9 protein-coding genes are annotated in these 13,099 nt (G+C 67.4%); 3 read left to right on the top strand and 6 right to left on the bottom strand.

Translation table 11 applies throughout. From position 1 onward, the window contains the following. Nucleotides 1-43 precede the first annotated feature (43 nt). Nucleotides 44-487 carry a nitroreductase family deazaflavin-dependent oxidoreductase gene (locus IG65_RS0110515; RefSeq protein WP_030514681.1) on the bottom strand — a complete coding sequence of 148 codons (444 nt, stop codon included), beginning with the start codon at nucleotides 485-487 and terminating at the stop codon, nucleotides 44-46. A gap of 107 nt (nucleotides 488-594) precedes the next feature. Between IG65_RS0110515 and IG65_RS0110510 the strand changes: the two genes are divergently transcribed. After that, entirely contained in the window at nucleotides 595-828 is a 234-nt protein-coding gene (locus tag IG65_RS0110510; protein WP_030514680.1) for a hypothetical protein, read from the top strand. A gap of 95 nt (nucleotides 829-923) precedes the next feature. Here IG65_RS0110510 and dnaE read toward each other — a convergent pair whose 3' ends face one another. Both dnaE and IG65_RS0110500 read right to left on the bottom strand, forming a co-directional pair. Continuing rightward, nucleotides 924-4,469: a DNA polymerase III subunit alpha gene (dnaE, locus tag IG65_RS0110505; RefSeq protein WP_030514679.1), complete on the bottom strand. Its 3,546-nt coding sequence runs from the start codon at nucleotides 4,467-4,469 to the stop codon at nucleotides 924-926. 10 nt (nucleotides 4,470-4,479) lie between these two features. Continuing rightward, nucleotides 4,480-4,911 (bottom strand): hypothetical protein, encoded by a 432-nt coding sequence (locus IG65_RS0110500; protein WP_030514678.1) that lies wholly within the window; start codon nucleotides 4,909-4,911, stop codon nucleotides 4,480-4,482. A gap of 109 nt (nucleotides 4,912-5,020) precedes the next feature. Here IG65_RS0110500 and IG65_RS34570 point away from each other — a divergent pair, with 109 nt between their 5' ends. Then, on the top strand, nucleotides 5,021-6,274 hold the full coding sequence (locus IG65_RS34570) for a DUF2235 domain-containing protein (RefSeq protein ID WP_081879378.1): 1,254 nt from the start codon (nucleotides 5,021-5,023) through the stop codon (nucleotides 6,272-6,274). A gap of 523 nt (nucleotides 6,275-6,797) precedes the next feature. Then, nucleotides 6,798-7,319, top strand: coding sequence for a transglycosylase SLT domain-containing protein (locus IG65_RS36760; protein ID WP_081879377.1), 522 nt, complete (start codon nucleotides 6,798-6,800; stop codon nucleotides 7,317-7,319). An 18-nt stretch (nucleotides 7,320-7,337) separates the two neighbouring features. On the opposite strand, the gene treY is transcribed toward IG65_RS36760, so the two are convergent. The 3 genes from treY to IG65_RS0110475 form a co-directional block, all read right to left on the bottom strand. After that, nucleotides 7,338-9,764, bottom strand: coding sequence for a malto-oligosyltrehalose synthase (gene treY / locus IG65_RS0110485; RefSeq protein WP_051755697.1), 2,427 nt, complete (start codon nucleotides 9,762-9,764; stop codon nucleotides 7,338-7,340). After that, the gene (gene glgX, locus IG65_RS0110480; RefSeq protein ID WP_030514674.1) at nucleotides 9,761-11,926 is read right to left on the bottom strand and encodes a glycogen debranching protein GlgX; all 2,166 of its coding nucleotides are present in this window, start codon (nucleotides 11,924-11,926) and stop codon (nucleotides 9,761-9,763) included. The genes treY and glgX overlap by 4 nt, the downstream gene beginning before the upstream one ends. A gap of 128 nt (nucleotides 11,927-12,054) precedes the next feature. Beyond that, nucleotides 12,055-13,020 carry a helix-turn-helix domain-containing GNAT family N-acetyltransferase gene (locus IG65_RS0110475; protein ID WP_036523968.1) on the bottom strand — a complete coding sequence of 322 codons (966 nt, stop codon included), beginning with the start codon at nucleotides 13,018-13,020 and terminating at the stop codon, nucleotides 12,055-12,057. Between the last annotated feature and the right edge of the window lie 79 nt (nucleotides 13,021-13,099).

Raw genomic sequence — 13,099 nt, 5'->3', positions numbered from 1 at the left:
GCGGTGATCGTCGTGGACCGGTGACCGTCGTGATCCGGGTGAATCAGGACTTCGGGGTCAGGACGAAGACCGGGATCTCGCGGGCGGTCTTCTTCTGGTAGTCGGCATAGTCCGGGTAGGCCGCGACGGCGCGCTCCCACCAGACTGCCTTCTCCTCGCCGGTCACCTCGCGTGCGGTGTAGTCCTTCACCACATCGCCGTCGCGCAGTTCGACGGTGGGGTTGGCCTTGAGGTTGTAGTACCAGACAGGATGCTTCGGGGCGCCGCCCAGTGAGGCCACCGCCGCGTACTCGCCGTTGTGCTCGACCCGCATGAGCGGGGTCTTGCGCAGCTTGCCGGTCTTGGCGCCGATGCTGGTGACCAGGATGATCGGCATCCCGCGGTCGAGCAGGGTATTCGCTTCGGACCCGTTGGAAGCCTCGTACTTCTCGGCCTGCTCGCGGGCCCAGTCGGATGTGCTGGGTGCGTAATCTCCGGTGAGTGGCATTCCCGGCACAACATCGACGGCCGCGGATGTGTTCCCCACGTCCTTCGTGACCGGATCGCCGCAAATGTTCGGTGGACCGAAATTCCGGATACGTGTAGCCTGACGACATGACAGCGGTCAGCCCCATCGTTCGCCCGGTCCGCCGTGCCACGCATACGGTGCGGATCGCGGGTGTGCCGTGGCCGGTGTACAAACTCGAGTCCGTCGCGCTGGGCGCGCTGCTCGCGCTGATTCTGGGCCTTATCACCGGTTCCGCAGAGCTCGCCGTCCTTGTCGCCGCCGGCGCAGCGGCGCTGCGATGGATCGTGGGAGCCGTTGCCCATCGAGGTAGCACCGCCTGACGGCGACACCACCCGGCGCACGGTAGCCGAATCCACGTGCGCCAGCCGCCTACGCACGGACCATAGAGGAGTCCGGCGTGGCGCCCCGGTGTGCCTCAGCTCGCCAGGCAGCCCGGGCCGAGCAGCGCTTTCAGATCACCCATCAGTGCCGAGGACGGGGAGACCCGCAGGTTGTCGGCGACCTTGAGCATCGTGGTCTTCTCGCGTGATCCGACGTGGCGGATGTGCACATCGGCGGTGCCGGGGTGGCTGGACAGGACCCGCTTGAGCGCGCTCACCTTGTCGGGGGTGCACAGCCGGGTCGGGATCGTCACCGACAGCGGCTTCTCCATACCGATCGACGACAGATCCGGCACCACCAGATCGTTGGCGATCAGCGAGATCCGGTCGTCGCGCACCGAGACGCGCGCCTTCACGAGCACGACGGCGTCCTCGGCGATGTCCATCCCGTACACCGAATAGGCCTGCGGGAAGAACAGCACCTCGATACCACCGGTGAGGTCCTCCAATTGTGCCGAGGCCCAGGGCATTCCGTTCTTGTTGACGCGCCGGGTCACCGAGGCGAGGATGCCGCCGATGGTCACCTGGGCGCCGTCCTTGACATCACCCTGCAGAATCGCCGGAATCGGCGTGTCCGCCTGCGCCGCGAGGACATGCTCGACCCCGTTGAGCGGATGGCCGGACACGTAGAGCCCCAGCATCTCTCGTTCCAGGGCCAGCTTGTGCTTGGCCTCCCACTCCTCGTCGGGCACCTTGACGTCGAAGACCGAGGAAATCGAATCGTCGGCGTCGTCGAGCCCGCCGAACAGGTCGAACTGCCCGATCGCCTCGGCCTTCTTGGTGGCCATCACCGCGTCGATGGCATCGGAATGCACCAGCAGCAGGCCCTTGCGCGGATGTCCGAGGGAGTCGAAAGCGCCTGCCTTGATGAGGGATTCGGTGACCTTCTTGGTGCAGGCGATGGTGTCGATCTTGTTCAGGTAGTCCGAGAAGTCGGTGAACTTCGACTTCTCGGTGCGTGCGGCGATGATCGAAGAGACCACGTTGGTGCCGACGTTGCGCACCGCGCCCAGGCCGAAACGGATATCGGTGCCGACCGGCGCGAAGTTCTGTTCCGACTCGTTGACATCGGGCGGCAGCACCGTGATGCCGAGGCGGCGGCAGTCCGACAGGTAGACCGCGGCCTTGTCCTTGTCGTCGCCGACGCTGGTGAGCAGGGCGGCCATGTATTCGGCCGGATAGTTGGCCTTGAAGTAGGCGGTCCAGTAGGAGACCAGGCCGTAGGCGGCGGCATGCGATTTGTTGAACGCGTAACCGGCGAACGGGAGGATGGTGTCCCACAGCGCCTTGATCGCGGCCTTGGAGTAGCCGTTCTCCAACATGCCTGCCTCGAAGCCCTCGAACTCCGCGGCCAGCACCTCGGCCTTCTTCTTACCCATGGCGCGGCGCAGGATATCGGCTCGTCCGAGCGAGTAGCCGGCCACTTTCTGGGCGACGTGCATGATCTGCTCTTGGTAGACGATCAGACCGTAGGTTTCGCCGAGGATGTCCTTGAGCGGTTCCTCGAGCTCGGGGTGGATCGGCTTGACCTCTTGGCGCCCGTTCTTGCGGTCGGCGTAGTCGTTGTGCGCGTTCATGCCCATCGGGCCGGGGCGATACAGCGCGCCGACGGCCACGATGTCCTCGAAGGCGGTGGGCTGCATGCGTCGCAGCAGATCGCGCATGGGCCCACCGTCGAGCTGGAACACACCCAGCGTGTCACCGCGGGCGAGCAGTTCGAACGTTTTCGGATCGTCCAGCGGCAAGGCGTCCAGGTCGACGTCGACGCCGCGGTTGGCCTTGGCGTTGTCGATCGCGTCACCGAGCACGGTGAGGTTGCGCAGGCCGAGGAAGTCCATCTTCAGCAGGCCGATGGCCTCACACGACGGATAGTCCCAGCCGGTGATGATGGCGCCGTCCTGGGCTCGCTTCCACACCGGGATCGCGTCGGTCAGCGGCTCCGAGGACATGATCACCGCGCAGGCGTGCACGCCGGCGTTGCGGATCAGGCCTTCCAGACCCTTCGCCGTGTCGTAGATCTTGGCGATATCGGGATTGGATTCGATGAGGGTGCGGACCTCGGCGGCCTCTTTGTACCGCTCGTGCTCGGGGTCGGTGATACCCGACACCGAGATGTCCTTGGCCATGATCGGCGGCGGCAGCGCCTTGGTGATCTGATCGGCGATCGCGAAGCCGGGCTGGCCGAACAGGACACGGGCCGAATCCTTCAGCGCCGCCTTGGTTTTGATGGTGCCGAAGGTGATGACCTGGGCGACCCGGTCGCTGCCCCACTTCTCGGTGGCGTAGCGGACCATCTCACCGCGGCGGCGATCGTCGAAGTCGATATCGATATCGGGCATCGAGACGCGCTCGGGATTGAGGAACCGCTCGAACAGCAGACCGTGCGGCAGCGGGTCGATATTGGTGATCTTCAGTGCGTAGGCGACCAGCGAACCGGCGGCCGAACCACGGCCCGGCCCGACCCGGATCCCGACCTCGCGGGCGTGGTTGATCAGGTCGCCGACGACGAGGAAGTAGGCCGGGAAGCCCATCTTCAGGATCACGTCGATCTCGTACTCGGCCTGATCGAGGTACTTCTGCGGGACACCGTCGGGGAAGCGGTACTCCAGGCCGCGCGCGACCTCCTTGCGCAGCCACGAGGCCTCGGTCTCACCCTCGGGCACCGGGAATTTCGGCATCCGGTCGCGGTGGGTCCACACATCCTCGTAGGACTGCACGCGCTCGCCGATCAGCACGGTGTTGTCGCACGCTCCTGGGACCTCGCCGTCCCAGATCTCGCGCATCTCCGCGGCCGACTTCAGGTAGTAGCCGCTGCCGTCGAATTTGAAGCGGGTCGGGTCCGACAGCGTCTTACCGGTCTGAATGCACAGCAGCGCTTCGTGATTCGTGGAGTCGGATTCGTGCACGTAGTGGCAGTCGTTGGTGGCCAGCGGCGGAATGCCCAGCTTCTTGCCGATGTCGATCAGGCCCTCGCGCACCCGGCGCTCGATGGACAGCCCGTGGTCCATCAGCTCGAGGAAGAAGTTGTCCTTGCCGAAGATCTCCTGCCACTTGGCCGCGGCCTCCAGCGCCTCGCGCTCGTGCCCCAGTCGCAGCCGGGTCTGCACCTCGCCCGACGGGCAGCCGGTGGTGGCGATGATCCCCTCGGCGTACTGGGCGATGATCTCGGCGTCCATGCGCGCCCACTTGCCGAGCTGGCCCTCGATCGAGGCCAGACTCGACAGCTTGAACAGGTTCCGCAGACCGGTCGCGGTCTCGGCGACCATCGTCATATGGGTGTAGGCGCCGGAGCCGGAGACGTCGTCGCTCTTCTGGCTCGGGTCACCCCACTGCACGCGCTTGGTGTTGAACCGGGACTCGGGCGCGATGTACGCCTCGATGCCGATGATCGGCTTGATGCCCTGCTTCTTGGCCGAGTTGTAGAACTCCGAGGCGCCGTACATGTTGCCGTGGTCGGTCATCCCGACCGCGGTCATCCCGAGCCGCTCCGCCTCCTTGAACAGGGGCGTGATCTTGGCGGCGCCATCGAGCATCGAGTACTCGGTGTGATTGTGCAGATGTACGAATCCCGAGTCGGCCACGCGAGGAATCCTAGTCGACCGGACCGACAGCCGATGCCAGGGAACTACATGCGTGCAATTCGAAGCTCGGCGTGTCGGGCGAGTCTCCCGGAATCGCCGGGAATGCCCCGGCATCGCCGTGGCGAACCTCACCGCCGCGACCGCGGCGGGCGGGCGATAGCCGGAACGGATTCGATTGGCACCGGTAACGCCGCGCGGGCTCGATGGCGATAACCCGGCTGCGAGAGACGAACGGTCCGGAAGGGCAGATCGGTGCGTCACGGCGGTCGGCGGTCAGCGTGCCGCTCCCCGTCTCGCCGATGACGGTCGACCGAGACGAGGGCGGTCGGCCGTCATCATTCTCTTCGCCATTCTCTTCGCTGCCGTCGTTCTCTTCGCCGTCGAACGCCGTCTGAGGTAGTTGCCGGCGGATCGCGGACGGCCAGGCGCCCGCTACTCGCATTCCTGCCCTCCGATGCGGGCGAGCATTAACGTAATCACGCGCCCGGCGGGATAATTCGAGTAGTTCGCTACTCGCGAGCGGCACGGTACGGGGCGGGAGGATTGCCGGTATGAAGCGTTTGGTTGTGTGCTGTGACGGCACGTGGGGATCGGAGAGCAATCCGACGGTCTCCAATGTTGTGAAGATCGCCGAGTCGGTGCGGTCGAGCGCCGTCACCGACGCGGGCGACCATGTGGGACAACGGGTTTTCTATGTCGACGGCCCCGGTTCCCGCGGCTATCTGGCCGATAAACTGCTCGGCGGCGCGTTCGGGCTCGGCCTCGACGCCAACCTGTCCACGATGTACTGGCAGCTGGCACTGAACTGGGAACCGGGGGACGAGATCTACGTCTTCGGCTTCAGTCGCGGCGCCTATACCGCCCGCAGTCTCGTCGGGATGATCAACCGGCTCGGGCTGCTCACCGCCGACGCGATGGTCGAGCGCGCCTATCCCGAGGCGTTGAAGATCTACCGTCAGCGCAAAGTGGATCCCGACGGTCCGGATCGGCCGGAGTGGATCGAATTCCGTGAGCGCAACTGCATCTATCCGGTGCCGATCACCTTCCTCGGCGTCTTCGACACCGTCGGCGCGCTCGGGGTGCCGCTGCTGACGTCGTGGCGCTACCGCTTCCACGACGTGCGGCTGTCGCGAAATGTGCGGTACGCGCGGCAGGCACTCGCGATCGACGAACGCCGCCGGATGTACGCACCGTGCCTGTGGGAGATCACCGACGACCCCGAGGGCGGCCCGAGCGGCGCCGACCGGGTGCAGCAGGTCTGGTTCGAGGGTGTGCACACCGATATCGGCGGTGGCTACGCCGACAGCCGGCTCTCCGACATCACGCTGCGGTGGATGGTGGAGCAGGCGCGGACCGCGGGATTGAGCTTCGACGACGAGCGCATCGAACAACTCCTGAACCGCCCTGCCGCCGTGCCCCCAGTGCCATCGGCCGCGGCGCCGGAGTCGGCGGTCGCGGTGCCGGATTCGCCTCCGCGGGCGCACGATTCGCTCACCGTCTTCTACCGCGTCCTCAATCGCGTGGGCTGGGCGCTGCATCCGCGCAACCCCCGCTTCTACGCGGATTCCTGGCGCCGTCTGTTCGCCCCGGGTGATCGACGAGTCTACCTCGCCGACTGCGCCGCGCCGTGCGCGACCTACCGCCCACCGAACGTCGTCCGCTGGGCCGAGCAACTGGACGGACCGTTGCCCACCCTGCCGGTCGGTGAGAGCGACGACAGCGTCGACGATCACCCGGCAGGCGAACCTGTCGCGAGCGGACAGCGCTCGGCGGGTAGCGGCTCGGTGGCCGGCACCGCCGCCTGATCGGCGCCGCCCCTCACGGCCTTCGCCGAGTGCGTTTGCCGCGGTGCGGAGCTACGGCCCTGCTGATGCGCCGGAAATGACCGGTTTCGGCAACCGCCGGGGTGGTCGACGGCGAATCGGCAGCGTCTCGCTCGCCGTGTGGCGCTGCCGGTTGCCGGGCTGTGCCCGTCGGCTGAACCTGTCCCCGGGCGCGCTCGCTGCGCGCCCGGGTTCGCTTGTGTCTCAGCGCCTTAGGCGGGCGCGGCGACCCGAGTTCCGCATGCGCCGAGGGCGCGTGACCTGATCGAGATAAACCGGGCGTGTGATCGGTCGCACACATCACTGCAGGTCCAGCCGATTTTTCTCAGCGTAATAACATCTGTTGTTCACTTGACGTTATGTTTACGTTAACTTGCCGCAATCATTCTGTGACTTGCCAAGAAGCAGACAAACGGTCTGTTTTCACTGCGGCGAGCGGGCTTTTGTTCTGTAGATCGTCGCGTTGGTCCCACCACCGTTCGACGCATCCGGAGTTCATATCGCCATGCAGATCAGAAGACTGTTACCCCTCGCCGTCCTCGCCGCCGTCGTCACCGTGCCCGTCGCGGCCCACGCCGATGCCCCCGCTGTGCCGCCGCAACTGCAGCAGTTGGTGCAGGGATTGCCGCAGACGCAGCAGGACCAGGCTCAGCAATTCCTGCAGACCCTGCCGCAGCCGCTGCAGCAGGTGGTCCCGCAGACCTATTCCGACAACCTCGACGGCTGGATCAAGCACGCGCTCTTCGTGATGGGGCAGCACGGCATTCCGGGCAGCTACGACGGCATCTACCGCAATGCCATGCGCGAGTCGGGCGGCAACCCGCGTGCCATCAACCTCTACGACTCCAACGCCGCGGCCGGCATCCCCTCCAAGGGCCTGATGCAGGTCATCGATCCCACCTTCGCCGCCTACCACGTCGACGGCACCTCGGGGGACATCTACGACCCGGTCGCCAACATCGCCGCCGCCTGCAACTACGCCGCGCACCGCTACGGCTCGATCGACCACGTCTTCTCGGCGTACTGATCCGGGTTCGATCCGGCCTCAGCGCACCAGTAGCGCCACCGGCAGGCGGGCGAACAGCTTCTCCAGCCGGGTGCGACCGGTGAAGGTGTGGCCGGTGAGGCGGTCGGTCCAGGTGCCCGAGGGCAGGTCGAGGACGGTATCGGCCCACCCGCCCTCGGTCAGGGCCACGCTGTAGCGGGTCGCGGCCACGATCACCTGCGGCGCCTCACCGCTGCGGCCGCGTGCGTATCCCACCAGGTGCTCGCTGCGGTCGCCGCTGCCGAACAGCGGTGTGTAGGAGCCGCCGACGAAGCAGTCGGGCCGCTCCCGCCGCAACCACAGGGCGTAGGCGACGATCCACATTTTCGCCGCGCCGGAGTTCTCCAATTCCGGTGTGCCCGTGAGCGATTGCAACATCGCCAGGCGATGCCCGAAATCGACCGGCCGCCGGTTGTCCGGGTCGACCAGCGAGTCCTCCCACAGCTCGCAGCCCTGATACACATCGGGGATGCCGGGACCGCAGAGCTGAAGCAGCTTCTGCCCCAGCGAATCCGACCACGCGTGCGGTGCGAGGCGGGTCGCCAGCTCACCGAGTTCGGCACCGACCGGCCCGTCGATCACGGTGTCGAGCCAGCGATGCACCTCGGCCTCGAAGTCGACGTCGGGTTCCTCCCACGAGGACCGCAGACCGGCCTCGCGCACCGCCTTCTCGGCGAACAGGTGCAGGCGTTCGCGAAACCGCGGCACCGTGGCGGGGCGCCGCCCGTCGACCGGCCACGCACCGAACATGTTCTGCAGCAGGAAGTTCGCGGTCGGCCCGTCCGGCGCGGGCGCGAGTTCCAGCCAGGCGCCCACCGCCTTGGCCCAGCTGTCGGCCACCTGCGACAGCACGGTGATGCGGGCGCGCACATCTTCGCCACGCTTGGTGTCGTGCGTCGACAGCGTCGTCATGGTGGCCGGGCGGCGCACCGCGCGTTCGGCATTGGCGAGATGGAATTCCAGCACCGAACGGCCGAACCGGCCCGGGTCACCGCCCATCTCCTGCAGCGACACCAGACGTGACGCCTGATAGAACATGGTGTCGTCGACCGCCTTGGCCGCGACCGCGCCGCCCACCTGATGCATCCGCCGCGCCGCTTCTCCGCCGGCGGCCAGGGCCCGCACCAGGACCGACAGCGGGGCGGTCAGCTCCCGGTTGCGCTGCTGCACCTCGGCCACCACGGTGCCGAGCACCCCGGACAGGGGTGCGTAGTCGGTGCGGTACACCGGCATATGGGACAGCACCTCGATGGTGGCGTTGGTCAGCGCCATATCGCTGATCGCGGCGGAATCGAATCCGTTCACCGCCGCGTCGCGCTTCACCGCGCCGACCAGTCGCCGGACCTCGGGCACGAGCAGGCGCTCGGCCACCGCGCGTTTGATGCGGTGTTCGGTATCGGCCATCCAGGCGGCATCGCTGCCGTGTCCCGACATCCGCCGCGACAACTCGGTGAGCGCGTTCTCTCCGGCTGGATCGACGAAGATGCCGCCGACCTCCGCGAGCGCTTCGTATCCGGTGGTGCCGTCGACGGGCAGGGTGGCGTCGAGCGGTTCGTGGCGGCCGAGCACCTTCTCCACCAGCAGCAGCCGCTGCGGGCCGATCAGCCGGCGCAGTTTCGCCAGATAGGCGGCCGGATACGCCAATCCGTCGGGATGGTCGACGCGCACCCCGTCGATGAGATCGTGTTCGCACCAGGCGGCCAGTTCGCGATGGGTCAGGTCGAAGACCGCCGGCTCCTCCTGCCGGATCGCCGCCAGCTCCGAGACCGCCAGGAATCGCCGATAGCTGCAGATCCCGGCCTTCCAGCTGACGAGGCGATAGTGCTGGCGGTCATGGATGCGCAGCGCGTTCTCCCCGTCGGTGCCGGGCGCGATCGGGAAACGCAGATCACGCAGGGCCAGGACCGGTTCGGGGCCCGAGCGGTCGACGGTCAGCGCGGCCGGATCGTTCTCGCTGTGCAGTACGGGCAGCGCCAGCCGCCCGCCCGCGCCGTTGCCCGGGCTCCAGTCGATGTCGAAGAAATGCGCGAATTTCGAATTCTTGCCGTTGCGCAGCACATCCCACCACCACGGATTGCGCCGCGGATCGCCGACGCCGACGTGATTGGGCACCAGATCGACGATCAGGCCCATGCCGCGGCCGCGGACCTCATCGGCGAGCGCTTTCAGCCCGCCCGGCCCGCCCAGTGCCGCCGACACGGTGGTCGGATCGGTGACGTCATAGCCGTGCGCGGAACCCGGCATCGCGGTCATCACCGGGGACAGGTACAGATGCGAAATACCCAGCTGCTGCAGATATTCGGCGATCGCGCGGGCATCGGCGAAGGTCAGGGCGTCCGGGCGCAGCTGTAGCCGGTACGTGCTGCGCACGGGGGTCCGGCGGGCGATCGGGCCGGTGCGGTGTTCAGGGGAAGGGGTGTCTGTCATCTCGATATCGGTGTGGATTCGGTACGGCGGAGAACGAGCAGGCAGCGAGCGGGTACGGCGACCGTGGCCGCTGCGGGGTAGGTGGCATCTGTGCGCCCGGTGGGTGTCGAGCAGTCCAGCGCCACCGTCCAGTGCGCGCCGAATTCCGGTCCGGGTACGGCGAATTCGAGGGGTGCGTCGTGGGCATTGAAACACAGCAGGAAGGAATCATCGCGCACTCGTTCCCCGCGCGGGCCCGGTTCGGCGATCGCCTCGCCGTTGAGGAACACCGCCAGGGAGCGGGCGAAGCCGGTATTCCAGTCGGCGGTGGTCATCTCCGTGCCGCCGGGGGTGAACCACGCGATATCGCCGGCGCTGGGGAGTTCGTCGGGTACGGCGCCGGGGAGTTCGCCGGGGGTGCCGGGACGTCCGTCGAAGAAGCGCCGGCGCCGGAACACCGGATGGGCGTGGCGCAGCGCGAAGGCGGTGCGGGTGAACGTCAGCAGGTCGGCGTATTTCTGCGCGGCGCCCCAATCCATCCAGGACAGTGGCGAATCCTGGCAGTAGGCATTGTTGTTGCCCTGCTGGGTGCGCCCGATCTCGTCGCCGTGCAGCAGCATGGGTGTGCCTTGCGACAGCGCCAGGGTGGCGATCATGTTGCGGCTCTGGCGATCTCGCAGTGCGCAGACCTCCGGATCGTCGGTGGGACCCTCGATCCCGCAGTTCCAGGACCGGTTGTAGTCTTCGCCGTCGCGATTGTCCTCGCCGTTGGCGTGATTGTGTTTGTCGTTGTAGGACACCAGATCTCGCAGCGTGAACCCGTCGTGGGCGGTCACGAAGTTGATGCTCGCGCCGGGGCGGCGGCCGGTGGCCTCGTACAGATCGGAACTGCCCGTGAACCGGGAGGCGAATTCGCCCAGGGTCGCCGGTCGGCCGCGCCAGTAGTCGCGCACGGTATCGCGGTACTTGCCGTTCCACTCGGTCCACAGCCCCGGAAAGTTCCCGACCTGGTAGCCGCCCTCGCCGACATCCCACGGTTCGGCGATCAGTTTGACCTGACTGACCACCGGGTCCTGCTGCACCAGATCGAAGAAGGTGGAAAGCCGGTCCACATCGTGTAATTCGCGCGCCAGCGTGGCCGCCAGATCGAAGCGGAAGCCGTCGACGTGCATCTCGAGAATCCAGTACCGCAGCGAATCCATGATCAGCTGCAGGGTGTGCGGATGGCGCACATTGAGGCTGTTGCCGGTGCCGGTGTAGTCCATGTAGTGCGCCGGATCGTCCTCGGCCAGACGGTAATACGCCGCATTGTCGATCCCGCGCAGGCCGATCGTCGGTCCCAGGTGATTCCCCTCGCCGGTGTGGTTGTAGACCACGTCGAGGATCACCTCGATGCCCGCGCTGTGCAGTGCCCGGACCATCGCCTTGAATTCGGTGACCGCGGCCCCGGCCCGCGGGTCGGCGGCGTATTCGTGGTGTGGTGCCAGATAACCGAAACTGTTGTACCCCCAGTAGTTTCGCAGTCCGCGGTCGAGCAGGATCCGGTCGTGCAGGAACTGGTGGACCGGCATCAGTTCGATCGCGGTGACGCCCAGCGACAGCAGATGGTCGATGATCGCCGGATGGGCGATGCCCGCGTAGGTGCCGCGCAGTCGCTGCGGAATCGCCCGATGCGTCATCGTCATACCCTTGACGTGGGCTTCGTAGATGACCGTTTCGTGATAGGGCCGCCGCGGTGCGCGGTCACCGGCCCAGTCGAAGTACGGGTTCACCACCACGCCGGTCATGGTGTGTCCCAGAGTATCCGCGCGGTAGGTGTGCAGGGTGGCGTCGGCGGCGAACCGGCCCGCGAAGGCCTTGCCGTAGGGATCGAGCAGTAGTTTGCTGCTGTCGCAGCGCAGACCGCGGGCGGGATCGTAGGGGCCGTGCACGCGGAACCCGTAGCGCTGCCCGGGGGCGACGGTGGGCAGATAGGCGTGCCAGACGTACCCGTCGACCTCGTCGAGCGGGATGCGGTGCTCACCGCCCGCACGATCGATCAGGCACAGCTCGACTCGCTCGGCAACTTCGGAGAACACCGAGAAGTTGGTGCCGGCGCCGTCGTAGGTCGCGCCCAGCGGATAGGCGGCACCCGGCCAGACGCCGAGAGGCGTCATCTCACCGGATGTATCGGGCCGAACCATATACCGACAGTAACCGTCGCGCCGGAGCCGCCGGTGCGGGTGGGCCGGGTCGGGCCGGGCCGGTAATCCGGTGGCTATCGATGGCCCGGCCGCGGCCGACGGTCCGCGCGGGTTGCGCGGCACCGCGGTTACCGCAGGCTGCGCCGCCAGGTCTGGCCGACCAGGTCGGCGCCGAAACTGTGGTGCGGCCGGGAATCGACGAGCTCGAATCCGGCGCGCTGGTAGATCCGCCGCGCCGCGGTGAGCACATCGTTGGTCCACAGCACCATGTCCTGATATCCGGCCTCGCTCGCGAACCGCAGGCACTGCTCGACCAGTGCGGTGCCGACGCCGAGCCCGCGCGCCGACGGTTCCACGAGCAGCAGCCGCAGCCGGGCGGTGGTGTCGTCCTCGCGCACGCAGAACACCGCACCGGCCGCCGCGCCGCCGGCCTCGGCGATCCACGCCCGCTCGCTCTCCGGATCGTGCCCGGCCAGGAAGTCGGCCACGATCTTCGCGACCAGCGCCTCGTAGTCGGTGTCCCAGCCGTATTCGGCGGCGTAGAGCACCGCATTGCGCTGGATGATCCAGCCGTAGTCGCCGGGACGGGGACGTCGGAGGCGGACCTCGCTCGCGCCGTTCGCCGCGGGTGAATCTGCGCGGCTCGCCGCGGTGGCCGGGTCGAGCAGTTGTTCGATCGTGCGCATCGCGGTGCGCAGGCGACGCCGGTCCGTGGCGCTGTGCCCGGCCAGCAGCGCGGCGATGTCGTGCGCGGAGCGGCGGTCGAGATCGTCGGCCGCGGCCCGCCCGGCGTCGGTGAGCTGGACGAGTTGCAGGCGAGCGTCGGAGTCGGAGCGGTGCCGGCGCACCAGCCCGGCGCTCTCGAAGCGGGCGAGGATCCGGCTCAGATAGCCGGGGTCCAGGCCCAGGTCGGTGCGCAGCGTGCGGACGCCCAGCGGTCCGGAGTGCGCGAGTTCGAACAGGATTCGCGCCTCGGTGAGCGAGAAGTCGCTGTCGAGCAGATGTTCCTCGAGGACGCCGATCAACCGGGTGTAGCGGCGGTTGAACGCGCGCACGGCGCCGACGTCGTCGTGATCGAGTGCGGGGATCGTCACGGCCCTCCCTTCGCAGTTCTTTGACCGAGTCAAAGATATCGCGCGGCGGCCCCACGCACACCCGATTCGCCGCGGTGAT

The sequence above is a fragment of the Nocardia sp. NRRL WC-3656 genome (assembly GCF_000720265.1).
GTDB lineage: Bacteria > Actinomycetota > Actinomycetes > Mycobacteriales > Mycobacteriaceae > Nocardia > Nocardia nova.
This window is presented reverse-complemented; position numbering and strand designations above follow the sequence as displayed.